Source organism: Spirosoma aureum (assembly GCF_011604685.1).
Taxonomy (GTDB): domain Bacteria; phylum Bacteroidota; class Bacteroidia; order Cytophagales; family Spirosomataceae; genus Spirosoma; species Spirosoma aureum.
Genome location: NZ_CP050063.1, coordinates 4906001 through 4932104 on the forward strand (window position 1 = coordinate 4906001; position 26104 = coordinate 4932104).

Annotated in this window: 23 protein-coding genes and 1 pseudogene; 17 read left to right on the plus strand and 7 right to left on the minus strand. The window is 46.7% G+C overall.

Annotated elements, in window-relative coordinates; translation table 11 throughout:
* Positions 1-147: 147 nt before the first annotated feature.
* Positions 148-1641 carry a capsule assembly Wzi family protein gene (locus G8759_RS36560; protein ID WP_167211041.1) on the plus strand — a complete coding sequence of 498 codons (1494 nt, stop codon included), beginning with the start codon at positions 148-150 and terminating at the stop codon, positions 1639-1641.
* Between the two features lie 405 nt (positions 1642-2046).
* The gene (locus G8759_RS19395; protein ID WP_167211044.1) at positions 2047-2595 is read left to right on the plus strand and encodes an RNA polymerase sigma factor; all 549 of its coding nucleotides are present in this window, start codon (positions 2047-2049) and stop codon (positions 2593-2595) included.
* Positions 2596-2784: 189 nt separating this feature from the next.
* Here the strand turns inward: G8759_RS19395 and G8759_RS19400 are convergent, their stop codons facing one another.
* Positions 2785-3591, minus strand: coding sequence for a glycoside hydrolase family 16 protein (locus G8759_RS19400; RefSeq protein ID WP_167211047.1), 807 nt, complete (start codon positions 3589-3591; stop codon positions 2785-2787).
* 139 nt (positions 3592-3730) lie between these two features.
* Here G8759_RS19400 and G8759_RS19405 point away from each other — a divergent pair, with 139 nt between their 5' ends.
* A complete protein-coding gene (locus G8759_RS19405; protein ID WP_167211050.1) occupies positions 3731-4000 on the plus strand; it encodes a hypothetical protein in 270 nt (89 codons plus the stop codon).
* 36 nt (positions 4001-4036) lie between these two features.
* Here G8759_RS19405 and G8759_RS19410 read toward each other — a convergent pair whose 3' ends face one another.
* Complete coding sequence (locus G8759_RS19410; protein WP_167211053.1) at positions 4037-4873, minus strand: alpha/beta hydrolase; 837 nt, start codon at positions 4871-4873, stop codon at positions 4037-4039.
* A gap of 144 nt (positions 4874-5017) precedes the next feature.
* Here G8759_RS19410 and G8759_RS19415 point away from each other — a divergent pair, with 144 nt between their 5' ends.
* Together G8759_RS19415 and G8759_RS19420 are read left to right on the plus strand one after the other, a co-directional pair.
* A complete protein-coding gene (locus tag G8759_RS19415; RefSeq protein WP_167211057.1) occupies positions 5018-5722 on the plus strand; it encodes an esterase family protein in 705 nt (234 codons plus the stop codon).
* A gap of 60 nt (positions 5723-5782) precedes the next feature.
* Entirely contained in the window at positions 5783-6253 is a 471-nt protein-coding gene (locus G8759_RS19420; protein ID WP_167211060.1) for a DinB family protein, read from the plus strand.
* 88 nt (positions 6254-6341) lie between these two features.
* Here the strand turns inward: G8759_RS19420 and G8759_RS19425 are convergent, their stop codons facing one another.
* Positions 6342-6575 (minus strand): hypothetical protein, encoded by a 234-nt coding sequence (locus tag G8759_RS19425; protein ID WP_167211063.1) that lies wholly within the window; start codon positions 6573-6575, stop codon positions 6342-6344.
* A gap of 670 nt (positions 6576-7245) precedes the next feature.
* On the opposite strand from G8759_RS19425, the pseudogene G8759_RS19430 reads away from it, so the two are divergent.
* Positions 7246-8335 (plus strand): annotated as a pseudogene (locus G8759_RS19430) (ATP-grasp domain-containing protein).
* A gap of 170 nt (positions 8336-8505) precedes the next feature.
* Positions 8506-8940 carry a hypothetical protein gene (locus tag G8759_RS19435; RefSeq protein WP_232073878.1) on the plus strand — a complete coding sequence of 145 codons (435 nt, stop codon included), beginning with the start codon at positions 8506-8508 and terminating at the stop codon, positions 8938-8940.
* A gap of 32 nt (positions 8941-8972) precedes the next feature.
* Here the strand turns inward: G8759_RS19435 and G8759_RS19440 are convergent, their stop codons facing one another.
* Positions 8973-9188 carry a hypothetical protein gene (locus G8759_RS19440; RefSeq protein ID WP_167211071.1) on the minus strand — a complete coding sequence of 72 codons (216 nt, stop codon included), beginning with the start codon at positions 9186-9188 and terminating at the stop codon, positions 8973-8975.
* A 188-nt stretch (positions 9189-9376) separates the two neighbouring features.
* Here G8759_RS19440 and G8759_RS19445 point away from each other — a divergent pair, with 188 nt between their 5' ends.
* The 3 genes from G8759_RS19445 (at position 9377) to G8759_RS19455 (ending at position 12660) form a co-directional block, all read left to right on the plus strand.
* Positions 9377-10477 carry a carboxylate-amine ligase gene (locus G8759_RS19445; protein WP_167211074.1) on the plus strand — a complete coding sequence of 367 codons (1101 nt, stop codon included), beginning with the start codon at positions 9377-9379 and terminating at the stop codon, positions 10475-10477.
* A 69-nt stretch (positions 10478-10546) separates the two neighbouring features.
* Positions 10547-11371 carry a type 1 glutamine amidotransferase gene (locus tag G8759_RS19450; RefSeq protein ID WP_167211077.1) on the plus strand — a complete coding sequence of 275 codons (825 nt, stop codon included), beginning with the start codon at positions 10547-10549 and terminating at the stop codon, positions 11369-11371.
* A gap of 77 nt (positions 11372-11448) precedes the next feature.
* Positions 11449-12660 carry an ATP-grasp domain-containing protein gene (locus G8759_RS19455; RefSeq protein WP_167211080.1) on the plus strand — a complete coding sequence of 404 codons (1212 nt, stop codon included), beginning with the start codon at positions 11449-11451 and terminating at the stop codon, positions 12658-12660.
* A 114-nt stretch (positions 12661-12774) separates the two neighbouring features.
* On the opposite strand, the gene G8759_RS19460 is transcribed toward G8759_RS19455, so the two are convergent.
* Positions 12775-13962 carry a hypothetical protein gene (locus G8759_RS19460; RefSeq protein ID WP_167211082.1) on the minus strand — a complete coding sequence of 396 codons (1188 nt, stop codon included), beginning with the start codon at positions 13960-13962 and terminating at the stop codon, positions 12775-12777.
* A 513-nt stretch (positions 13963-14475) separates the two neighbouring features.
* Between G8759_RS19460 and G8759_RS19465 the strand changes: the two genes are divergently transcribed.
* Together G8759_RS19465 and G8759_RS19470 are read left to right on the plus strand one after the other, a co-directional pair.
* Entirely contained in the window at positions 14476-15171 is a 696-nt protein-coding gene (locus tag G8759_RS19465) for a hypothetical protein (protein ID WP_167211085.1), read from the plus strand.
* Positions 15172-15410: 239 nt separating this feature from the next.
* On the plus strand, positions 15411-16598 hold the full coding sequence (locus G8759_RS19470) for an aspartate aminotransferase family protein (RefSeq protein WP_167211088.1): 1188 nt from the start codon (positions 15411-15413) through the stop codon (positions 16596-16598).
* Positions 16599-16829: 231 nt separating this feature from the next.
* On the opposite strand, the gene G8759_RS19475 is transcribed toward G8759_RS19470, so the two are convergent.
* Positions 16830-18419, minus strand: a complete 1590-nt coding sequence (locus tag G8759_RS19475) for an acyl-CoA carboxylase subunit beta (RefSeq protein ID WP_167211091.1) — start codon at positions 18417-18419, stop codon at positions 16830-16832.
* A gap of 111 nt (positions 18420-18530) precedes the next feature.
* On the opposite strand from G8759_RS19475, the gene G8759_RS19480 reads away from it, so the two are divergent.
* Entirely contained in the window at positions 18531-19232 is a 702-nt protein-coding gene (locus tag G8759_RS19480; RefSeq protein WP_167211094.1) for a hypothetical protein, read from the plus strand.
* Positions 19233-19296: 64 nt separating this feature from the next.
* On the plus strand, positions 19297-20343 hold the full coding sequence (gene porQ, locus G8759_RS19485) for a type IX secretion system protein PorQ (protein WP_167211097.1): 1047 nt from the start codon (positions 19297-19299) through the stop codon (positions 20341-20343).
* An 81-nt stretch (positions 20344-20424) separates the two neighbouring features.
* Here the strand turns inward: porQ and G8759_RS19490 are convergent, their stop codons facing one another.
* On the minus strand, positions 20425-21000 hold the full coding sequence (locus tag G8759_RS19490; RefSeq protein ID WP_167211100.1) for a dihydrofolate reductase family protein: 576 nt from the start codon (positions 20998-21000) through the stop codon (positions 20425-20427).
* Between the two features lie 499 nt (positions 21001-21499).
* Between G8759_RS19490 and G8759_RS19495 the strand changes: the two genes are divergently transcribed.
* Genes G8759_RS19495 through G8759_RS19505 form a run of 3 tightly spaced genes read left to right on the plus strand, consistent with a single transcriptional unit; the run spans position 21500 to position 26069 of the window.
* Positions 21500-24139, plus strand: a complete 2640-nt coding sequence (locus tag G8759_RS19495; RefSeq protein ID WP_167211103.1) for a DUF5686 and carboxypeptidase-like regulatory domain-containing protein — start codon at positions 21500-21502, stop codon at positions 24137-24139.
* Between the two features lie 19 nt (positions 24140-24158).
* Positions 24159-25202 carry a UDP-N-acetyl glucosamine 2-epimerase gene (locus G8759_RS19500; RefSeq protein ID WP_167211105.1) on the plus strand — a complete coding sequence of 348 codons (1044 nt, stop codon included), beginning with the start codon at positions 24159-24161 and terminating at the stop codon, positions 25200-25202.
* A gap of 51 nt (positions 25203-25253) precedes the next feature.
* Positions 25254-26069, plus strand: a complete 816-nt coding sequence (locus tag G8759_RS19505; RefSeq protein WP_167211107.1) for a cytidylyltransferase domain-containing protein — start codon at positions 25254-25256, stop codon at positions 26067-26069.
* The last annotated feature ends 35 nt before the right edge of the window (positions 26070-26104 follow it).

Here is a 26104-nt window from a genome sequence, read left to right on the forward strand (position 1 = left end):
ATAATAAATATACTTACAAAACCTTTTTTGGAAAGAATGGCATATTTTATGTATCTGCTTACATTAAGTATTCTGGTGTAGACAGTGACGGAATACCAGGTTTTATGATCTAATTGGTAGTTCCGGCAAAATGAATTTCGGTAGCCTATGCGTTTACTTTTACCCTGTCTGTTCCTGGTGTCCAGTTGCTTTAGTCAAACCCTGAAACCTTTACGCTATCAAACGGAGGTAGGTAGTTATTTATCGTCATCGGGTCAGAATCCGTTCTGGCTCAGGACAAATCAATACGGCATCGTTCCAATGGATCATTCCACGCTGACTTTACGACACGCGATGCATGTTGATTATCACGATGCGCCAAAAAGTAAACGGGATAGTTTACAGGCTCTTAACCGTCGGGTGGACTGGGGATGGCGGGCAGAAGCTGTTCTGAATGCTGGCTATAGTGTACGATTACTTATTCCGGAAGCCTACGCGAAGGTACGGCTGGGGTCCGTAGAAATCTGGGCGGGGCGTCGACGTGAAGTGATTGGTCTGGTTGACACGACACTTACGTCAGGATCCTATAGCATGTCTGGCAATGCGCTTCCCATGCTTAAGTTTCAGATATCGATTCCGGAGTACACGCCCCGAAAAGGGCTGTTTGCCATAAAGGGATTTTATGCCCATGGCTGGTTTGAAATAGACAGGTTCGTTAAAAATACACGTCTGCATCAAAAGGCAATTTACATGCGGTTGGGCAAACCTCATTGGCGATTGAAACTATACGGCGGTATCAATCACCAGGTCATGTGGGGGGGCACGACCACACAACTACCCAATACGCGCATTAAAAATAACCTCTTGCCTTCCACCTTCCGCGACTATCTTGACGTGGTTTCGGCCAGTTCACTCGGCAATCGTTCTAACGTCGATACCAATCGGATTAGCCAGTTCGACCGGGAGAATCGGATAGGCAATCACCTTGGCACGGTCGATCTGGGCTTTGAGTATGTTGCCCACTCCTATTCGATCTTTGCTTATCGTCAGAGCATTTATGAAGATGGTTCCCTGTTTCACCTCACGAACCTGCGCGATGGCTTAAATGGGGTCCGCATTCGTAATCTGAGACCATTAAAGCCTCGTGGGCTACAGATCGAATCGGTTCTTTTCGAGTACCTCTATACGGAGAATCAGGGCGGATCACTTTTTATAGACAACAGCGAGCAACAACGTGGCCGCGACAATTACTTCAATCACTCCCAGTATCAGGATGGCTGGTCGCGCTACGGAATGACACTCGGAACGCCTTTTATTACACCTTCCGATAACAGCCGCAACGATCTGCCACGCTATGGATTCTCCAACAACAACCGCGTAGCTGTCATGCACATTGGTCTTTCGGGACATGTTCATGGTTTTTTCCATTTTCAGGCCAAAGCCTCTTTCAGTGAAAATCTTGGGACCTATGAAGTCCCCTTTCCACAGGCAGTTCGGCAGTTTTCCGGTATTCTCTCTATTTCAACAATGCTCCCGGTGCTTAATGGCTTGACCGTAAATACGGCGATTGCAACCGATATGGGCAAGCTTTATCCCAACACTGTTGGTTATTATTTAGGTATCCGCAAAGACGGGCAAAGTCGAAAAAAAGTAGACCATTAATCTCTGTCAAACCACTCACCGGAGAACGTGCTCTTGTTTGGAACATTGGAGCAAACAGGAGTACTCCACATATTATAGGGACTAAATACCTTATTAGGATCAGTCGATCATTTCAGGGCAAGCCAATTCGTTTTTTTATCCAACAGATTAAGTATACTATCTAATATAATAAATATAAAAAATAGATCTTTTCAATACCGTTTAATATATTATCTAAAAAAATTACCTATATACGTAATTAAAGTTATATGCAAAGGAGCTAATTTTCTTACTTAAAGCGTACCAAGTACACTTTAGTATTCCAATTCTTGTGCTTGCCAATCTGTTTATTGTTCTCTCAAGTACAACAAGCACAAAAAGCCAGCCGTAAAGGCTTACTCAACTGCCCTACTACTCTCCTAACCCATGAAGCATTTATTAAAAGATGAGGAGTTAATACAAATGCATCTGAACACTCATCAAAATGACTACTTTGAAACATTATATAAACGCTATGTAACCAAAGTTTATCGGCGTTGTTTATCACTCACAAAAGATACAGCTAAGGCAGAAGATTATACGCATGATATTTTTCTGCGCGTACATGGAAACCTTACTAAATTTCAGGAAAAGTCGGCTTTTTCAACCTGGTTGTACTCCATTTCGTACAACTATTGCATGGACCAGATCCGCCAGTCCAATCGAAATTCAACAGTCGCTTTAGAAGAGGATCAGGATTATATCTGGACTGATTCAACTGATCAGGATAACAAAGAATTTCAGTTGCAGCAGTTGGATAAGGCAATGGGAGCCATTTCGGGAGATGAATTGCTCATGTTGCGCATGAAGTATGAAGATAATCTTGATATTAAGGAAATAGCTGAACAGCTGAATTTGAAAAACAGCGCGGTCAAAATGCGACTGAAGCGCACCCGCGATAAGATTCGGCGTATGTATGGAGAGGATCCATTTTAATCTCTCGCCCGCAAAAAACTCCCCTTATTCAACTGCGAAAACGGCCTATCTGACGATTTATCCATTCCTCGTAGCAAATGGCCGACAATCAGTTTAGGCCAGAATACAAAAAAAGTACCTAGCCTTGTCGATTAGATACCCATTTTCAGTCAAGTAGGCTACTGCTTTATTTCTACAGGTTCTTACTGTTTATTGATAAACCCGTACGTAATCGACTTCCATCCGTTGCGGCCAGATGCTTTCATCAACACCTTTCTGCCCGCCCCAATTTCCGCCTACGGCAACGTTTAGAAGCAGATAAAACGGCTTATCGAATGGCCACTCGGCCTCCGCGCTGCCCAATGTCGATTTCTGAACGGTATAATAGTTCTGATCGTCGACGAAAAAATCGATTTTGTCGGCAGTCCATTCGATTGCGTATAGGTGGAAATCCGTCGCTACGCCCTTAATGGGGATGGCCTTTCCTTTTTCGGTTTTCTTCGCGTGGTTATACGCTTCTGTGTGAACTGTGCCATGAATGACGCCCTCGTCGAAACCGACGTGTTCCATGATGTCAATTTCACCGGATTTTGGCCAGCCTGCTGTTTGTATATTCTTACCGAGCATCCAGACGGCGGGCCAGGTTCCACGGCCGGCGGGTAGTTTGGCCCTGGCTTCAATTCGACCATAGGTCCAGGTTGTTTTACCCTGTGTCATCAACCGCGCCGAGGTATAATTTTTACCCTGATACGCTTCTTTTCTGGCTTCGATAATAAGTTTTCCGTTTTCGACACGAGCATTTTCAAGCCGTTTGGCTGTGTAGAATTGCAATTCGTTATTGCCCCAACCATTGCCCCCCACTTCGTAAGACCACTTGGTCGAATCGGGTAAACCCGCCTTATCGAACTCATCAGACCAGACCATTTTACGGGCCGTTGGAGGTGAGGTCAACTCAGGGCTTTTGCAGGCAACTATAGCCAATAGTGCCAGCGTTTTTATCATTATCAAACGTTTCATCAGATAAGGGTTTACTTTACAGCGTTCTAGATATTGCGTGGAATGGGGGCAAATTTTATTAGCGTTTTTTTGAAAACTTTCCAAAAGCGATTCGTCTTACACTATATAATGGACACGAACCCGTTTAAATAAAGCGACAATGAGCACATTCACGATTGATTTCCCCGGAACAGCCAACCAATTTACCGCGAAAGCCAGCTCGGCCATCTCCGAAAAAGGTGGTCAATTTACAGGTGATTCAACTAATGGAAACTTCCATATCCAGACGGGTATCGGTGCCATTGAGGGTACCTATCAGGTTTTAGATCCCGTATCGGACTCGCAAACGCCGATCGCCATTACAATTACCCGAAAACCATTTATTGTATCGACCAATACCATTAAAAGCGCTATCAGTGATTTTTTCTAATCAAGTACCCTTACCGGAGTCAGTCAAAGTCATCAACTATTGACCAAACGCCCATATCAGGAAATCCGGCAAAATCTGGCTCCAGGTTTCCTGATCGTGTTTGCCTCCTGCAATCTCCACATAGCGAATTTCTTCCGTTCGGCTATAGCCTTTCCGGACTAACTCTGCAATCAGATCCGTTGTGTCTTCGATAGAGTCGATGATGCCATTGTTGTTACGGTCGCTGGTTTCATCGTCAGTACCGGTTTCAAACCAGAATTTCAGCTGCCGGTGATGCGAACCTTTGCGGACCAGATCGTGCATGATCCGGTCGGTTTCGTCGCGGTAGCCATCTTCCGTGCTTTTACTCCGCCACCAGAATGACCCCGAAAATACCCCTGATCGGCTGAAATGTTCCGGGTGATGAAATACGATGTCAAACGCGGACAGACCGCCCAGTGAAAAACCTGCAAAGACACTTTTCGTCGGTTCGCTACTAATGTTATAGTGTTTTTTAACGTATGGAAGCAGTTCTGTCAGCACAAAATCGGTGTACAATCCGGCTTTGCTACCCCGATTCATGTAATCGGGTCGGGCAGCGGTGCCATACTCCTGAATCCGATCACCGGCATGAATTGCCACGAGTACAAACGGCTGGATCGCCCTCTTTTGATAGAGAGAATCCAGCACACGGGTCATTTGCAACCGGGTAAGATCCTGGCCATCGTTCAGGTACAAAACTGGATAAGGTGTGCTTCGTTGCGAATAATCTGGAGGCAGAATAATGTCGAGATGAATAGCTCGACGAAGCGGAACAGAAATTAACGAATCATCGTGCCGAACCGTTACGGTGGATGACTCGGCCGGAAAGAAGGCCGGTAAATGGTCAGCCATAAGCGCAAAGAATGTCAGAATTAATGGTATCACAACATGCAAAGTAGGGATTTTTTCGGCTTATGATGGTCTATTTTTGTCGATACGAGCTATTTCCTCTATTTTTCACCCGAAAAAACAGGCCACTTCTAAACAAACAGTACAGTGCAGCAAGATCATCGTAAATGGTACTCACATCACCTCGGTCGCGATATAGAGATGCTCGTTTATGGCAACTGGGGCTATCCCGTATTGCTGTTTCCGACCTCAATGGGGCGCTATTATGAGTATAAAGACTTCGGCCTGACGGAAACGGCGCGCTGGTTTGTGGAGACGGGTAAAGTTAAATTATATTGTATTGACAGCATCGACCGCGATAGTTGGTATGCCAAGCACCTGCACCCTGGCACGCGCATCTGGAACCACGTTCTTTATGATCGCTTTCTGCATGAGGAATTAGTGCCGGGAATCCAGCGTGAATGCAATGTCAAAAAAATAGGTGTATCGGGTGCCTCATTTGGCGGCTACCATGCCCTGAATTTTGCGTTTCGCCATCCCGAACAGGTCGGTCATTTGCTCACGATGGGCGCAGCTTTCGATATCCGGTCATTCCTGGGCGGGTACTACGACGAGAATGTTTATTTCAACAATCCGCCCGATTTTCTGCCAAACGCTCAGAATAGCGAATTTTACCACATGAATATCGTGCTGGGCACGTCGGAATATGATTTCTGTAAAGATGACAATTATAAAATGTCGGGCATTCTGCACCGCAAGGGCATTCACCATAAGCTCGATGTTACTCCCTGGGGCAACCACGACTGGCCAGTCTGGAAAGACCAGTTTCCCCGGTATCTGAGTATGATTTAATGCCGTGTCGCCAAAATCGCTTTAGCAGACAGCTAATCGACTTTTTTCTAAGCACAACTCATGAGTGACCCCCAACTTCCGGGCGCTATAGCCGACGCCCTGCAACGGCTCCGTACCCATGTAGTACAGGTTCCGGTAAATGTACTGGGCCTTTCAGACGAAGAGCTGACAAAAAAAGCGCCCGGCAAATGGTCGAGTAAAGAAATTCTGGGACACCTGATCGATTCGGCGGTGAATAACCTCAAGCGATTTACAGATGCACAATTTACCGAAGAAGCCTACCTCATCCAAGGGTATAATCAGGATAAGCTGGTGATTGTCAACCACTATCAATCGATACCCCTGGCTCATTTAATCGCCCTTTGGCGAAGTTTGAACGAGCAGATTCTTTATGTAGCCGAAAGTATGACGAGCGAGACGCTTACCCACCCGATTCGGTTCGGGCAACCCGACAAACCTGAATCAACGCTAGGCTGGCTTATAAATGATTATGTAGCTCACCTGGAGCATCATCTAAAAACGTTGCTATAAGGTAAGGTGGAAATTAGCTTAAATTTTCGGGTTTGCCGCTGACCAAAGTACCGGATCGGATTCGCGGATTGCTCATAAATTAAACTACTTACGGTTGTTTCAGCTGGCTTAACACTTGCCCATATTCTGCAGCCAGGGCATACCCGGTTCGATTTTCATTCGTATGAAACCGACGTAATTTGGCTTTTAACAGAAGGCAAGTCTCTGGTTTAACATCAGAAAGAAATTCCTCGACCGACCTCGCTTCCAGGCAATTAGCGACTAAATCGGCTTCAAGCCGTTCCTTTTGCTGAAGCAGACGAATTAATGTACGTTTCTTCATGGTGTGGTATTGGTGTCGAACTTTTCATGGAATTTCCGTTGGGCTGGACCATAAATAATACGCCACACCCATTGCTAACAGGATCAGTCCAATGATGATGTAAAGGTACATCGGCAGCTTCTTTTTCATGATGGGATAGTTATTTATTGGTCAGTTGATTTCGTGTTTTCATCTGCTTTAACAAGAAAAAGACCAATGCTCTTTACCATTATTATACCTGTAAATGTACACTCTGATTTGTATATCGGTCATGCCGTACCTATCGGACTATTTTCCAGCCTCGAAATCAGCACACCAAATTACCCTGTTCCTGACTGTGTTCATTTTACTCATAACCCAGGTAATTCAAGAGCAAGCACCTCGTTTATAGCTATTTATCCGTTCTGTGAGCGAAACAAATCTATGACAATCGGGCACCGAACACAAGTATTTACTTGTGAATGACGAATGAAAATAGCCACGTATCTCAACAAATTTGTAGCTAGGTGATAGCTGGCGAGCCTTCACCGGAAACGCTCCATGCAGACAAACCTGAAAAATTAGAATGGAGTAAAGGCTTGCCAGAACAAACAATAACTACGTATGTTTACCCCTATAAACGCCAGTAATTCAGAGCATTGTTTTGCTAATCTTGTTGGCTAAATCCAAAAACACACTTAACTATCTGATTATGAGCAACAAGCCAAAGATAGGTATCTTATTTGGTCAGGAGAATACGTTTCCACAGGCATTTGTAGATCGTGTCAATGAAAAGCAACGTACTTTCCCGGCAGAATTTGTCAGTATAGAACAGGTTGAACAAAGTGTCCCAACTGACTATGCTGTTATCATTGATCGCATTTCGCAGGACGTGCCCTTCTACAAGGCATTTCTTAAAAATGCGGCTTTGACCGGCACCGCCGTAATTAACAATCCGTTCTGGTGGAGTGCCGACGAGAAGTTTTTCAATAACGCGCTGGCTGTTCAATTAGGAGTTCCTGTTCCGAAAACCATTCTGCTACCATCCAAAGAGCGTCCCGACGATACGAATCATAATTCGTTCCGCAATTTGAAACACATGAACTGGGACGGCATCTTTGACCACATTGGCTTCCCTGCATTTATGAAACCTCATGCCGGAGGAGGCTGGAAAAGCGTCTATAAGGTTGATAATCCTGAGCAGATGTTTAAAGCCTACGACGAAACTGGTCAGTTGGTTATGCTCTATCAGGAAGCCATCGACTTCACCGATTACTTCCGGTGTTATTGCATCGGCGGAAAAGATGTTCGAATTATGCCCTATGAGCCACGGAATCCGCATCATCTGCGCTATGCCGCCGAAATGAAGACAACCGGCGACGCGGGCAAGAAGCTGCTAAAAACAATGACCGAGTACGTGTTAGCGTTGAATCATGGTCTTGGTTATGATTTCAATACGGTTGAATTTGCAGTCCGCGATGGCATACCCATTGCCATCGATTTCTGTAATCCTGCTCCCGATGCCGATGTAAATTCGGTCGGCCAGGAGAATTTTGACTGGGTGGTTGAAGCAGCCGCTTCTATGGCGATCGAACGGGCCAAAAAGGCGCAGAAAGGGAAAGATAATCTGACTTGGGGTACGTTTGTCCGTAATTCTATAGGTGGAGAAATTCCTGCTTTGGCAAAGGTCGCAAATGAAAAAATCGCCAGAGAAGGAACCGAAAGCCCCGAAACCAGAAAAAGCAGCCAAGGTAGAAGCGAAAGAAGAAAAGCCGAAAAAAAGTAAAAAAGCAAAGGCATAAAAACTGGCTTTAGCGTAGTTAAACGATGATATGACGGGTAAAAAGCCTGTCATATCATCGTTTTTTTGTGGAAATACCGGCCCTAAATTAGTCGTCTGTCGATTGGCAAATCGGGTTGTAGGATAAGGAGCAGGCTCTATTCCAACCATTCATTAAAAGTTGGAATCTTTATGCAAAAATATTCAGCTATGCGCCCATTTTATACCCTGCTCCTGTTCAGCCTGACCGTTCTGTCCTGCAAAAAATCAGATACGATTTCGCCCGAAACCCTGACTGGCACCTGGATTGAAGTTAGTGCCCGGCAGGATACCCTTATCTTCAATCTCGATCACGTGGGGGCTTCGTTACCGGCTTCGCTCACCGTTAAGCGGGGTACGGAGCGCAATTCTTCGGGTTATTTATTACCTAAAATTGGCAGCGGTATTTATATCTATGAGCTACAGGGTGAACGGATCTTCGTTCGAAATCTATTGTCAAGTTCGTCGCTGGGAGCCGACTATGCCATCGAACAACAGGGCGATAGGCTGATGGTCGAAAATTTCTTTGAATTAGGATTCAGGCAATCACCCACAGCCACCCGCACGTTTACGCGCGTACATAGGTAAACCGTTTCTCGTTAAAAATACAGCTTCATTCCTTATAATCCGATCGATGCCGGATCAATACCAGCATCGCGGGCTGAAGCGCGCAGAACTGCCAGCATTTCGATGTAGCTGAACAATCGTCCATCAATGTAATCCTGTTCTTCCGGGTCAGCAAAGGATTTTTTCTCTTCAAGATCCCGAATGTTCGCATGGATTGTAATGAGCACATCCTGAATAAATTCCTCAAGTTGCTGCGTATAGACAGTCATTTTCTACGACTAATACGGTTTAATTATACGGGATATTTCTGCTGTCGATCCAGTTTCTGCAACACTTACGTTCTATTTGGTCGTCATCAATAAAAACCATCTTTCCCACTTTGAGTTTATAAAAAACCAGTATATTACTCGTGTTTTTTACGGCAAAACCAACCCATCGATACTTAATCCCTGCGCAAATGCCTGTATTCACCCTAGGAATTGAAGAAGAATTTCAGACTATTGACCCCAGCACGGGCGAGTTGCGCTCCCACATGTCGAAAATAGTTGACGGCGGACAGATTGTTCTTCAGGAACGCGTCAAAGCTGAAATGCACCAGGCCGTTGTAGAAGTTGGTACGAACATTTGCAACAATATTCAGGATGCCCGTCAGGAGGTAACGTATCTCCGCAAGATGATCATCGAACTGGCCGAAAAACAGAATCTGAAGATAGCAGCTGCCGGTACGCATCCCTTTTCGGACTGGCAGGACCAGCTTATTACGCCCAATGAACGCTACGATCGTCTTATCGACGAAATGCGCGATGTGGCTCGCTCCAACCTCATATTTGGCCTGCACGTCCACGTGGGTATCGAGAATCGGAACGACGGCATCCAGATTATGAACGCCGTTCGGTATTTTCTGCCACACATCTACGCCCTGTCGACCAATTCACCATTTTGGCGGGGTCGTAATACCGGTTTTAAATCCTATCGGTCTAAGGTATTCGACAAATTTCCCCGTACGGGCATTCCCGATTTTTTCTCATCGGCGGCCGAATATGATGAATACATTAACCTGCTGGTGAAGACAAACTGCATCGACAATGGCAAGAAAATCTGGTGGGATATCCGGTTGCATCCGTTCTTCAACACGATTGAGTTTCGCATTTGCGACGTACCGATGCGTATAGATGAAACGATCTGTTTAGCAGCCATTATGCAGGCTCTGGTCGCCAAAATATACAAACTCCATCAGCAGAATCTGAATTTTCGACCGTATCGCCGGATTCTCATTAACGAAAATAAATGGCGGGCAGCCCGCTATGGCATCGAAGGAAAACTGATCGATTTTGGCAAGCAGGAAGAAGTACCAACACACCACCTGATTCATGAACTGCTCAGCTTTATTGACGATGTGGTCGATGATCTGGGTAGCCGGTCGGAATGTGAGTACGTACTAAAAATTCTTGAAATGGGTACAGGCGCTGACCGTCAACTGGCTGCTTTCCAGCAGCACAACGACCTGAAGCGGGTTGTGGATTACATTGTCGAGGAAACTTCTTTCGGAGTTAACTAGTTTAAAAAGCTTTAGATGGCTTTCCAAGCCACTATTTTTTGACTGCGGAAACTGAAGCCGCTCTACACTATGAGCTTAGTAAAAATCGCCGTACTGGACATGAATAACAACCATGCCAACGAAGGCATGCGTTGTATTTTGCAGCTGATTCGAAGCGTCCAGGGTAAAGATCAAGCCGAACTGGCATTTGATGTATTCAATGTTCGGGGTAATAATGAACTACCCGGCCTCGAGTATGATGTCTATATTTCTTCGGGCGGACCAGGTAGCCCGTTGCCGTCCGACGAAGCCTGGGAACCGCCTTACTTTGCATTAATTGACCAGCTTTTCGCCTGGAATCGTACGCATGAGCAGAAGAAATTTGTGTTTCTGATCTGTCATTCGTTTCAATTGACCGTTCGTCATCTGGAATTAGGCCTACTCAGTAAGCGCAAATCAACATCATTCGGTATTTTCCCGATTCATCAAACCGATGACGGCTATACCGAGCCTCTATTTCAGGGCTTACCTGATCCATTTTACGCTGTCGATTCGCGGGATTACCAGATTACGGAACCCAATCTGGAGCGCCTGAACGAGATGGGTGCATCGATCCTTTGCCTGGAGAAAATCCGACCCCATGTACCCCTCGATCGGGCCATCATGGCCATTCGTTTTTCACCAGAAATAATCGGAACACAGTTTCATCCGGAAGCGGATAATGAAGGCATGCTGCGGTACTTCCTGACTGATGAGAAACGGAATCAGATCGTGACCAATTTCGGCCAGGAGAAATACGATGATATGGTCTCTTATTTGCAGGACCCGGATAAAATTGCGTTGACCGAGTCGGTTATCCTGCCCAGTTTTCTGCGTCAGGCTATCCAGTCGTTATCATCTGAACTTGTTAGTTGATACGAATACGGCCAGGCGGGTATATCTGTTTTAGGGTAACCGGCCCGGCCGTATTCTTGCCAATAATAGCCCATTCCATGATCCAGCCCATACGTCAGACCTTCAACCAAGCCTTCAGCCCGGAACGTTACCGGGCTTTTTTGGAAAAAATTGAACTCGATTTACCCGGTCAGCTCGATTTTCGCGTGGCCGAAACACCGGTTTTCGTTCCTAAAGTTTTAACCGTCAAACTCCTTGCTGCCTGTGATGACATTGTGAACGTCATTACGCGAGACGATTTCAAATCACTAACTGATAAAGCCATTCCGGAAGGTCAGCGTGTGCCGAATGAAGACGAGCATACGCAGTTCATGGCGGTCGATTTTGCCGTCTGTAAGGACGAATCCGGTGGCCCATCACACGGCGAGTTAACGCCACAGCTCATTGAATTACAGGGCTTTCCGTCCCTGTATGGATTCCAGCCCTACATTGCGAGCCAATTTCGCGCTCAGTTCCCCATTCCGGATAACCTGTCTCATTTATTCAACGTCTCAACAAACGCGGAATACCTGGATCGTCTCCGCCAGATGATTGTTGGAGATTGTAATCCGGAAGAGGTTATTCTGCTGGAGATTTATCCCGAAAAGCAAAAAACCCGCATCGATTTTACGCTGACAGAAAAGTATCTCGGCGTTGCAGCGGTATGCCTGACGAAGATTCGAAAAGATGGACGGCACTTATTTTATGAGAAAGATGGCCGGTTAGTCCGGATCAAACGCATATATAACCGCCTTATTTTCGACGATTTACAGAATTTTCCTGATCTTCAAACTGACTTTCACCTCACCGACGACGTAGATGTTGAGTGGGTTGGACACCCAAACTGGTTTTTCCGAATCAGCAAGTATACCTTACCCTTACTGCACAGTCCTTATGTGCCAGAAAGTTACTTTTTGTCTGATCTGACAAATTATCCTGCCGATCTGGAAAATTACGTACTGAAGCCCTTGTTTTCGTTTGCGGGTAGTGGCGTCAAACTGCACATCACCACCGCTGACCTCGATGCCATTCCGGAGGTGCAGCGCCAGGGTTATCTTCTCCAGCGGAAGGTAAAATATGAACCCGTTATTCAATCACCGGATGGCCTGGTAAAATCAGAAATCCGGATGCTGTTTATCTGGCCTAAGGCCGATGCACGCCCTACCCTGCTGACAAACCTGAGTCGCCTGAGCCGGGGTGAAATGATTGGTGTCAATTTTAACAAGAATAAAGATTGGGTGGGTGGCACCGTCTGTTTTTTCGAGAAATAGCAGACGGTGCCTGGTCTGTTTTTACTTACTCATACATATTCTCCTGAGCAGTCGCCCAACTCACATTGCCCATCCGTGCTAACTCGAATCATGACTTCTACGTTTATTCGGGCATTACTTTGTTCCAAAAATCAAATTATACCCAATGTACGGATAGAAGAGTATGATTTTTCCATCGGGCAGATAGTTATTCCGATAGATTAAACTGTAAAGGCCCAGATCAAATGCATGCCGTTTGCGATCGAGCCGGAAAGCAAACGATAAAGTAGCCCGTTGTCCGGTATCACCAAATTTATAACCTTGTTCCAGGTTGATCCGGTTATCACTTAATAATGTCAGGCCGGGCCGAACCTTTTGCATCATACCCAGTGTAAGGAACGATTGATTCGGTATGTGCTCCGTGGTGAAAGGCGTTGGGTAAGAGGAAGACCAGATTTGATAAACTCGCTGACTTCCCCAGTTAACCAGACCGTAGCCCAGGGTTATGTTTCGCTGGCTGTTGCCAAATGAACCAAGTGCCTGCAACGTCAATGCTCCACGCCGATATGATTCGGCGCTTGTTAATGGCTGATAAGCGACGGAAAGGCCAACGCGAACTTTGCGGCCAATTGGCACACTAAATTTCGATGAAAGCCTGGGCGTACGCATTCCATTGTCGATATTCGTAAAGAAGCCTGATTGATATTGTGAAGGAATTGGTGTAGTAATCCGGGCTCCAATACTCCAGAAACGGGTAATTCCATAGTGGAATTCATTCTGAAAGAGCCACTTGTTTCGATAATAAACCTGGCCTTTTTCGGGATTGTAAGCCGTTTCTCCGATAAGCAACCAGGGTGAAAACCGGTTTGAAAACACACGATTCGATTCAGTAATTGTTCGTGGCTCCATCCATACCGAATCGATACGGGCCACCAGTTCCGGCTCAAAGTAAGTCAATTGACCATCGCGCTTTCGAACAGTGATCATTGTACTGTCCCGCTTTACAAAGCTACCCTCTATCCGCGTGCTATCTTTAAGGACAAAGGTCGAGAACAGAGATGTACGGGGAGTCAGACTGGCCGGGCGCGGACGAATGGGCATGATACCCAGTAGCTGATCGATCTCGATATAAGTCATATCGCCATCGGTTTTTCTGACGGTAACCCCTGAATTATCGTTCCTGATGATTTGCCCTCGCACCACCGAACCATCGCGCAGCAATAGAAATGATTGCTTGCGGGCCATGTCCTCAGGGGTTATTTTCACACCTTGTGCCCACAAGACCAATGGGCAAAAGAACACTAGTAGAAGTATTGTTTTCATAATTGAAAAGTTGAGCTTTTCAGTTCCACTCCACAAAGTAACTAAAAATCACTCACAGTGCACATTCAACCTTCTATTTTATTCAATCATTAAGTAAGACCTAATTTATTGGTATACAGTTGGTATGCTGCCTTTTTTTTGTTGTTGCTCGAACTGGCTGCCCGTATCAATAGCATTGCATTTCACTATTGATACAACGTCAACAATAAAGCCGTAAAGTTCTCACTTAAAACACTATGATGGTTTTGTAAGGTGAGATATTAACAAGAATTAAGACTTGTCGTCTGTAAATTCTGTGCCTACTATCCTTTCAACGAGATTTTAACTAAATATGGTGTAGCTGACTGCAAAAGGCGCGATTTATAGTGAAACCGGGCGTTTTGTACCAATTTCCCAGCGGTCATCGTCAGAAGCACCGTTTAATAAGTTCGCCAGTTACCGGCCAATGACTGCGCATACAATTAGTTTTTCCGATGTATTCTTGCAGCGTTAAACCATATCCATACCAAACTTATGAAAATGTCCCTCCCTACGTGGCCCCTGGCCCTGTTGGCGCTATTTGCCTTGTCGATCCTATTCGACTCCTGTAAGAAATCTGACGCTCCTGACGACCCAACCAAAGGATTTACCACGCAAATTCAGAACATTGTTCCGACTACGATCATTGACGATCTCAGAACACGGGGAATGACCATTAATGAAGGCAAAGTTCCACCGGCCTTAGCAGGTACAATCGTTGTCGCTTCACCCTGGGAATTACTGAGCCCGTATGGTACTGAAGATTCCTGGCAAAAGGGAAAGGTAATCGCTGATTATAAATATAAATTTTATGAGCAGACTACCGATGGCAAGATCAAGTACGATTACAAGAATGATGGATCGGATACCGGATCAGGCAAAGGCGCTTTTATTTCGGGCAATGGCAATACGTTTACGATCTTTTCAGAGGATGTTGGCGTATCTAAAACCGTCAATTATAAAACGATCACTGTAATGTCAGGAGAAATTACGGATGCCGGTATAAAGAATTTTCAGTATGCCTTTGTCTTGAAGGAAAAGACCAATGATGATAATAATAGCGCCTTGATTCCTGTTGGAAAAGGTCGAATTTGGATTGATTCCGATAAACTAGCCACGAAAACAACTAGCTTCCGGTTAGCTGCGCCGGGGGAATCAAGCCCGATAGTCTCCATGTTAACGGCTAACTAAATCGATCACCAACACCCTCAACATTCGCCCGGTCAGCTCTCGCTACCGGGCGTTTTGTTTCATTCAAAAATGAACTGAAAGCAACTGACTGACATTTAGCAATTGACAGATCAGGTAGGAAATCAGTCAACACTATTGATCTAGCATTGTAATTAGCTGACAAACAGAAGCTAGCGCCAGAATATGAATATTCCGGCTGAGGGGTTGAGATGAAGCCTCATTAACGTTTTTTGGTTAACATGAACAGTACGACACACCGACAATTATTTTTTCAGCACGTTGCTCAGACCTCAGATTTTCCTTTAGCGTTGGAAATTGAACGCTCCGAAGGCATTTATCTGTTCTCAACGACTGGTAAAGCCTATATGGATCTGATTTCGGGCATCGGAGTCAGTAATGTCGGCCACCGGCATCCGCGCGTTTTAGAAGCCATTCAGAATCAGTTGGATAAATACCTGCATTTGATGGTCTATGGCGAATACGTGCAGACTCCGCAAACGCAGCTTGCTCACGCCCTGATACAAACCCTGCCGGCAAGTCTGAATAATGTTTATTTTACCAACTCCGGCACGGAAGCCGTTGAGGGAGCCATGAAAGTGGCCAAACGGTATACCGGCCGAACCGAAATCATCAGTTGTTTTAACGCCTATCACGGTTCAACGCAGGGGGCACTGTCGCTCTCAGGCGATGAAAACTTTAAACGCAATTACCGCCCCCTCCTACCTGATATCCGGCATATTCATTCTGGCATTTGGGATGATATTGAGAAGATCAGCTCCCGAACGGCGGCCGTCATTATGGAAGTGATCGGGGGCGAAGCAGGTGTTCGTGTACTCGATCCTGCCTACCTGAAGGCTATTCGCCAGCGTTGCACCGATGTCGGTGCCTTGCTTATTTTCGACGAAATCCAGACGGGGTTTGGCCGTACCGGAACATTCTGGGCTTTTGAAGGCGTTGGAGTAATTCCAGATTTGCTCCTATGTGCCAAAGGCATGGGGGGTGGAATGCCGATTGGGGCCTTTATTGGTTCGGCAGACATCATGAGCGTTTTAAAAAACAACCCAATACTTGGGCATATTACTACCTTCGGGGGGCATCCGGTATCCTGTGCAGCTTCCTTGGCAACACTTACGGTTATTCGGGATGAACGACTTCATGAGGTCGCAGAAGAAAAAGGGCAATTGTTCCGGCAATTATTAAAGCATCCGGCCCTTCATGAAATACGGGGCAAAGGATTAATGCTTGCGGCCGAATTTGCTTCCTTTGAGGTTGTAAAGCCCGTTATCGACCGCGCCATTGACAAAGGAGTGATCACCGACTGGTTTCTTTTCTGCAATAATTCAATGCGAATTGCTCCTCCGTTAATTATTACCGAAAAGCAGATTCGGGAAGCCTGTGCCGTAATTCTCGATGCAATTGACGCTTAACGAACTAAGGAAACACCACGGAGAGTGTTCCTAATACAAGGGCAAGACTGAAAATAATCAATAAGCCGATTAGTACGGTTTTCAATAAACTACCTGGTGGTTTGGTGGATTGATTTGCCATACTCGTTCGTCACTGTTGGTGGAGGTTCTTACACAAAGATGCACAAAGTTTCACTAAGAATACATGGTTGTTCTAGTTTATAGCCGGGAATGAGCTGTTTTTCAGCCGCTTTATAACGGAATATTGCCATGTTTTTTCTTTGGCATCGTGGCTACTTTATTTTCCAGCATTCCAAACGCCCGGATCAGTTTCTGGCGTGTCCGGTCAGGCATGATTACTTCGTCAATATAGCCCCGGTGAGCTGCCCGATACGGATTGGCAAACTTTTCGGTGTAATCCTGTACCTTTTCCTGCAACTTTGCCTGCGGATCGTCGGCTTCCGCAATTTCGCGTTTGAAAATAATTTCGGCGGCACCACTGGCACCCATCACCGCAATTTCGGCGGAAGGCCAGGCATAGTTGAGGTCGGCTCCAATGTGTTTCGAGTTCATGACATCATAGGCACCACCATATGCCTTACGTGTAATGACCGTAACCCGCGGAACGGTGGCTTCGCAAAAGGCAAACAGAAGTTTTGCCCCGTTCGTAATTATGCCATTCCACTCCTGATCGGTTCCGGGCAGAAAGCCCGGCACATCTTCGAGCACCAGCAAGGGAACATTGAAGCAATCACAGAAACGAACGAACCGGGCCGCTTTCGTACTGGCATTTATATCAAGAACGCCAGCAAGTACAGCCGGTTGATTCCCCACGATACCAATGCTGCGCCCACCAATTCGAGCAAATCCTACGACAATGTTTTCAGCAAAATTCTTGTGAACCTCCATAAAGCTGCCCATATCCACCAGTTCCTCGATCACTTCGCGCATGTCGTAGGGCTGGTTCGGATTTTCTGGAATGATGCCATTGAGTGAAGGTCGGGCTTCGTCCTGACCCGGTTCATAGGGCAGCATTGTTGGGTCTTCCTCGCAGTTCTGTGGGATATAACTCAGGAGCCTCTTAAGATGCTGAATACAAGCCAGTTCATTTTCGCAGGCAAAGTGGGTCACGCCCGATTTTGTGCTATGGGTGCTGGCTCCGCCCAATTCTTCAGCCGTAACGCTTTCATGCGTAACGGTCTTCACTACGTTAGGACCCGTTACGAACATATAGCTCGTGTTCTCGACCATAAAAATGAAGTCAGTAATGGCTGGGCTGTAAACGGCACCTCCAGCACAAGGGCCCATAATCGCCGATAGTTGCGGAATCACACCCGACGCCTTCGTATTCCGGTAAAAAATATCCGCATAGCCCGCCAGCGACAAAACGCCCTCCTGAATCCGGGCACCGCCCGAATCGTTCAATCCGATGATGGGTGCTCCATTCTGCATGGCCAGATCCATAAGCTTGCAGATCTTTTCAGCGTGGGTTTCGGACAATGCCCCCCCAAATACCGTAAAGTCCTGGGCAAAAACGTAGACCAGCCGACCCTCGATCGTACCGTATCCCGTTACAACACCATCGCCCAGATAATGCTCCTTGTCCAGCCCGAAGTCGCGGGTGCGGTGCATGACGAATTTCCCGATTTCCTCAAATGACCCTTCATCTACGAGCAGTGCAATTCGTTCGCGTGCGGTCAGCTTTCCTTTGGCGTGTTGACTATCAATGCGTTTCTGTCCTCCACCAAGTTCGGCTTCGGTATTTTTTCGGGCCAGAATTTCTATTTTTGAGAGCTTGGCAGTTGAAGTGGAATCGGTATCGGGACGGGTTTCTGTTTGCATGGGGTTGATCGTTGCGAAAGCGAATTAGACAAAGTTAAATGTTCTTATCAATTCCAACGATTTTATGGAATTTTGTATCGTTATTTTGACCAATGTTTATTTACAGACCCGATGAAACAAGGACTCTACCTGTTCTTTTTTCTGCTCGTTACGCGATCCGTATCGGCTCAGGATTCGACAATCCATTATCAACACTCGACGGGCGTTATTCTAAAACTGGCTCCATTGTCTTTATTGCTCGATCCCGACGCAACCATTCAGGGGGCTGTTGAAGTTCGTATCAGTCGTCAAAATTCAGTTCAGGCCGAAATTGGCTACGGCCATAAAGGGTTATCGGTTACAACGGATCAGAAGAAAAACTTTGCGGATTGGTCGATCTGGCGCTTTCGATCGGAATGGCGTCACTACACCAACCACTACCGCACGAACAATCGGCAAAATATTCACTTTCGAAGCAATTTCCCTCTAGGCAATTACATCGCTGTTGAAGGATTTGCCAAACAGATCAATGCCACAAAAGAAGGTAGTTATTCGGCACTAAATGCCCAGGTTTCTCAGGAATCCATCAGTCGATTTGTGCTGGGTAGCCATGTAAAATGGGGACGTCAGATTGCCATCCCCGGTGAGTCAGTTAACAGTCTTTCCCGCATATTGCTGGATCTATACATTGGAGCTGGCTTGCGTTACGGTATTACGCAAACAACTCCCGATGAACGGCAATGTGGCTGTGGGTTTCTGCCCGATCGCTTTCAGCAAGGCCGTAGTCCTCAGCTAAGCGTAGCTGCCGGACTAAAAATTGGAATTGGTTTATAGCGTCCTGAAGTTGAGCTTTCAGGCTTTTTCGCCGACATTTGCTAAACTACTAGTTGTCTGATCTGTGCGAAAACGTTATCTGGGGCTGATTTTCCTTTCCATCCTTTCTCGAATCACTGACGCTCAAACCCTCGGTGGACAACGCGTTTTTTCGTTTCTGGATCTGCCCACAAACGCACGTGTTGCGGCCCTTGGCGGGCAGGTCGCTTCTGCCACTAAACCAGACGGCTCGTATCACCTCAATAACCCGGCACTGGCCGATTCAAGTAGGGATAATCAACTGGCTATTAGCCTGATGCCTTATCTGGCTGCCGCGAAGCATTACACCTTACAGTACGGTCTACCCATCTCATCTGGATTGGCGGACCGGCATGCCCGGTGGGGCATTGGGTTACAATACCTTAGCTATGGTCAGTTTAATCTGACCGATCCGGCTGGCAACTCGCTCGGCACATTCACTGCCAATGACTACGCGCTGAGTCTTACGCATGCCCGGACAGAAGGTAATTTTACGCTTGGTGCAACAATAAAAGCAGTCGGTTCAAGCATCGAGACCTATTCAGCATTTGGCATCCTGGCCGATCTGGGCGGTATCTGGCGGCATCCCGAACAGGACTTAACCTTCGGTCTGGTGGCTAAAAACGTCGGCTATCTCCTCAAAAATTACGGGCCTACCGGCGCTGATTTGCCTTTCGATTTACAGGCTGGGGTTACCGTAAAGCCCAAACACGCACCCATACGCCTGACCGTAACGGCTCACCATTTGCAACGCTTCGACATCAGCTATAACGATCCCAATTTGAACGTTCGTTATGATCTGAATGGCAATCTGATTTCACAAACGACGAGCGTAACGGAAAAAATAGCGCGCCATTTGAGTGTTGGTGCCGAACTTCTGGTTAGCCGGAATGTGCATTTACTCCTGGGCTATAATCACCAAAAACGCCAGGAAGGTAAAGTAGCAACGGGTAGCGGTGGGGCCGGTATTTCGTTTGGCGCTTCCGTACAGGCTCGTGGTTTCCAGCTTACCTATGCCCGATTCTCCTCGGTTCCCACAGCCGGAACCAGCCAGCTTTCCATACGCATTGATCTGGACCGGTTGCTACATTAATGATCCTTGAAAAGGTTTTCCCTAATCGCTTCAAGCTCAAGCAGATCAGGACCCTGGAAAAAGACCCGAATTGGTGCAAACTTAGGTTCGCAGCGATCCAACGTGCCGGTACTTATTGATGAGTACGCCCGTGGGCGTAACCTTCGTGCTGACCAAAGCCAGTTCGCACGGGTCCACACTGTCTGAAAAAAAACGTTTGCCCCGGCCCAGCAAAACCGGGTAGATCAGCAATACGACCTCGTCAACCAATCCCTGGTCGAGCAACACCGGCGTCAGTGTTGAACTTCCCCAGACAATCAGGTCATGGCCGTCTGTTGACTTGAGGCTACGAATACCCGCAATGATGTCCGTGCCTAAATCCATAAACGGGGCCCATTCCAGGCTGTCCGGTCGGTGGGTGGCGACGTATTTGGTCGCAGCATTCAGACCGTTGGCTATCGGAAAATTCCCGGCTTTGGGCCAGTAGTCGGACCACAAATCGTAGGTGTGACGGCCAAGCAACAGATCGAAGGGACTGCCCTGTGCCTCTTCAACGGCCTCTAAGCCTGCCGGACTTCGAAAAGGCATCGTCCAATTGCCATGCGTAAAGTTTTCGTCGTTTTCGTGCTGAATCACGCCGTCCAGCGAGATATGTTCCAGGATTCGGATCTTTCTCATGTTGTTTGCTATTCGTTTACTGTTTGCACAAAGTTAAAACGAACGATGTACTTGCATGAGGGGCAATCGCGACAATATGAGGGTGTTTTGTTATTAGTTTCAACTGTCAATCAGGGTAGATAGATGCTTGTCACTGCCTCGTAAAAATCCAATAAACTGTAGATTTCCAGCCATTTGAATCGTACCGGTACGATTCTACCTTAAACGTCTTCGGTAACTCTTCTATTTCAGCCTTCATTTTGTTGTTTTATCATGGTTCAGATAGGGGTCTGCGCAGTTCCGATTGTCAGCTATGAAACGTATTCATTAGCCACAAAAGCTTACCCTTTTAATTATCCTTGACCAGTATTCTCTTGGACAAAATAAAGTAAACGTTTATTTTAAACAAGAATTTAAAATAAGTGAAAACTTTTTTTGGACTTACACTGTATGTGTGTAGTCAACCGAGTTTACTTCATAGAAATGGGGTTGGCACGCCATTCAACGATTCATCTTGCTTATGGACGAAAACTATACGGGCTCGTCTGACCGGGATGCTTTTTATCCCTCTCTCACTCGTTCCAACCGATTCTGGCTGGCCTCCCTCCTTTTGTGTTTACTAACTGTCAGTCAACTGTTTGCACAAAAAACGATCATTCGGGGTAAAGTGATTAACGCACGTACCAATGCTGCGGTTGAGTTCTCAAACGTTCTGGTCGAAGGCTCAACAATGGGTACTCAATCCGACCTGAATGGGGCTTATGCACTGGAATTATCGCCAGGTACGATTACTCTCCGGGCCTCCTTTGTTGGCTATGCGCCGGAATCAAAAACTATCACCATCGATGGTTCGCAGAAAGTACTGGTGCTCAACTTCCGGTTGCAGCCGCAGCAAAAGAACCTGTCGGAGGTGACGGTTCGGGGGAAGCGCGAACGCTACCGGAATAAAGATAATCCGGCGGTTTTACTGATCGAAAAAGTGATCGCTCATAAGGGTCAGAACCGCAAGGAAGCACTTTCGTTTTACCAGTATAACAAATACGAAAAGATTGAATTCGACCTGAGTAATATCTCCGAAAAATTCCGCAATCGGCGATCGCTCAAGAAGTTCGATTTTGTCTTCAATTACCTCGACACCTCACAGGTAACGGGTAAGGTAAATCTCCCCATTTATCTGAAGGAATCCATTTCCAATGTGCTTTACAGCCGTAACCCCGAGCGAAGAAAAGAATTCGTAGAAGGCGAAAAAATGACCGGGCTGGGAAATTACGTGGACAATAATGGCATCAAGGTTTATCTGGAAACCCTCTATCAGGATGTCAATGTGTACGATAACAGCATCATGCTGCTATCGAATCAGTTCCTCGGCCCGACCTCGCCCCTGGCTCCGCAATTTTACAAATACGTCATCATTGATTCAACGGAAATCAAAGGCGTTCGTTGCGTAAATCTTGGCTTTTCGCCCCGAAACAAAACTGATTTACTGTTTCAGGGAACAATGGCAATCGCGCTCGATTCAAGCTACGCGATTCGGAAAGTGGTCATGGGTTTTTCGAAAGACATTAACGTCAATTTCGTAACTGACATGCGGCTGGCCCAGGAATATGACTTTGTGCAGGATCAGGGGCTGATGCTCACCAAAGATGAGCTGGCCATTGAGTTCAATCTCCTCAAAAAAGAGAACGGCATGGGTTTGTTTGGACAGCGTAGTGTTTCGTATCGGGATTACATTGTGAATCAGCCCATTGACTCCAAACGATTCAGCGGTTTATCGAGCGATGTCAGCAAAGATGCCCTGACACGATCAGAATCTTTCTGGGCGCAGGCTCGCCATCAACCCCTTTCCGATAAAGAACTGGGAATCTATGAAATGGTCGATAGCGTTCGAAAAGTCCCGGTGTTCCAGAAATTTATGAACACGGCGCTTTTTCTACTGGAAGGTTATAAACCGTTCGGTCCGTTTGAGCTTGGACCGGTCAATACATTCTATAGTTTCAATCCGGTCGAAGGGTTAAGGCTTCGCGTGGGTGGACGAACAACAACCACCTTTAGCGACCGAATGGCTTTCGAAACCTACGGAGCGTATGGCTTTCGCGACAAACGGGTCAAATATTTTGCCTCAGCCACCTTTTCACTGACGGACCATAACACCTATACCTACCCGATCAAGCATTTGCAGGTAAGTGTTCAGAACGATCTGAAAATTCCGGGGCAGGAACTTCAGTTTGTGCAGGAAGACAATTTTTTGCTCTCGTTCAAACGGGGCCCTAACAACCGCCGGACCTATAACCAGGTTTTCGCCATCGATTACCTTAACGAATCGAAGAGCGGACTTGGCCTAAACCTCAATGTAAAACGCATTGAACAAACACCGGCGGGGGCACTTACGTTTGACCAGTATGTACCGGAAGGGGGAGTATTACCCATATCGAACGTAACAAGTACTGAACTAACGGCAGGCCTACGGTATGCTCCGCACGAGCAGTTTTATCAGGGTAAAAATTATCGGGTTCCCATCGTAAACAAATATCCGATCATCCAAATCCGCTTTACGGCCGGGATTAAGGGATTACTTGATGGGCAATACAACTTTCAGCGTCTGATGGTTTATGCAAATAAACGGTTTTATGTAGCCCCCATCGGCTATACAGACATTACGCTCGAAGGCGGGCAGACATTTGGTCGGCTACCCTTCCCGTTGCTAACCATTCATCGCGCCAACCAGACTTACGCTTATCAACCGGAGTCGTATAACATGATGAATTTCCTGGAGTTTGTCAGTGATCATTACGGAGCTGTCTTTGCCGATCACTACTTCAATGGGTTCATTTTCAATAAGATCCCTTTGTTAAAAAAACTCAAACTGCGTGAAGTAGTTACGTTCAAAGGTCTGTGGGGCGGGTTACGCCCTGAAAACCGACCGGGCCCCGACAATGTAACGGCCGGACAGTCTGATGGGCTGCTCCGACTACCAACGGATGAAAATGGTAAGCCTGTTTCATTTGCACTGGATTCCCGGCCTTACATGGAGGCAAGCGTTGGTATAGCCAACATCTTCAAGATCCTCCGGGTCGACCTGATCAAACGACTGACTTATCTCGATAATCCGTTGGCCCCCCAGGGCTATGGTATCCGCTTTAGAATGAAGTTCGATTTTTAGAAATTAGTAACTTGTTCCTGTGAAAAAGAAAATACTCTTCATAGTGGGTTCCGTTAATCAGACCTCGCAGATGCACCAGATTTCGGCGCAGCTTGCCGATGAATATGACTGCTGGTTTAGTCAGTTCTATGCTGATGCTAAGTTAATTAACTGGGGAATCCGGCAGGGCTGGCTCGATCATACCATTCTGGCGGGCAAATTCCGGACGGATGCCGAAACGTACCTGCGCTCGTTTAATCTCAACATCGATTATCAGGCAAAACAAAACCGCTATGACCTCATCGTGGTATGCTCTGACCTGGTTGTGCCGGGGGCGGTTAGGTCAACGAAAAGCATTTGGGTACAGGAAGGCATGGTCGATGAAGTAACCTGGCTGACCAAAGCCGTGAAAGCCCTGGGTTTACCGCGCTATTTCAGCGTTGGCACTTCGCTGAACGGTGCGTCGAACCTCTGTAACATCTATTGTGCAGCATCAGAAGGCTATAAATCCTTTTTTACGGGGATGGGCACGGAAGCCAGCAAAATTTTCGTGACGGGCATTCCCAACTTCGATAACGTTCGCCAGTATATGACGAATGATTTCCCGCATCACGATTACGTCATGGTGGCTACTTCAGATATCCGGGAAACTTTCCGAAGCGAAGATCGTCTGGGATTTATTCGGAAGGCAGTTTCAATGGCTAATGGACGCCAGTTATTGTTCAAACTCCATCCGAATGAAGTCTGGGAGCGGGCCGAAGCCGAAATCCGGCAGATTGCCCCACCCGATGCTTTGATTTTTCAGCAAGGCAATACGAACGAAATGATTGCCAATTGCGCGGAACTCATCACACAGTATTCAACAGTAGTGTATGTAGGAATGGCCTTAAAAAAGCCGGTTTCATCTTACTTCGATGTCGATGAACTCCGTCGATTAACACCCATTCAGAACGGCGGCACATCGGCTCAGAACATCGCCCGCATCTGCCGTGACTTCCTACGTGATATGGGCCCAGATGAACATTTTGTTAAATCGTATCAATACGAAGCCGTGGCTTATGACCGGCAACGACTTTCGCTGTAACTAGCGCAATTAATTTGAATCAGGTGTTTACGTGCCGTTTGTTTTGAGTATATGAACCGCTCAGCCCTTGTTGTCATCGTTCAGGCCCGGATGTCATCGAGCCGCCTGCCAGGCAAAGTCCTGATGCCTATTCTGGGCAGACCATTACTGGCCCGAATGCTTGAGCGATTGAACCAGTGCCAGACACCGTTCACGACAGTCGTTGCAACGTCAACAGACCCGTCCGACGATCAGATTGAGCAATTTTGCCGGGATGAGCATGTGGCTTTTTTTCGGGGAAGCCTGGATGACTGTCTGGATCGGCATTACCAGATTGCTGAACGCTGGAAGGCAGACATCGCGGTTAAAATTCCCTCCGACTGCCCATTGATCGACCCGCGTGTTGTCGATCAGACGTTACAGTTTTTCCTGGATCATCCTGGAGAGTATGACTTCGTCAGTAACCTTCACCCGGCTACCTGGCCCGATGGCAACGATGTCGAAATTATGACCCGAGCCTGTCTCCAACGAACACAACTCGAAGCAACGAAGCCCCTCGAACGCGAACACACGACGCCCTATATCTGGGATACTGCACCCGAATCATTCCGCAGGGGTAATTTGAGCTGGCAAACGGGCCTGGATTACTCCATGAGCCACCGCTTCACAATTGACTACCAAGAAGATTATGCGTTCATCCGTACTGTATACGAGGAATTATATCCTGAAAATCCATCCTTTTCCTGCGAAGACATTCTGGCTCTACTTGAGCGTAAACCCGAAATCTATGCCATCAATGCCGATTTAGCGGGTGTAAACTGGTACCGCAATCATTTAAACGAACTCCACACCGTTTCACCCAATCAAACGAGAGTACTCAGTAATTAGTTAATGGGTTTGCCGTAGTCATTTTGCGGTTTTTT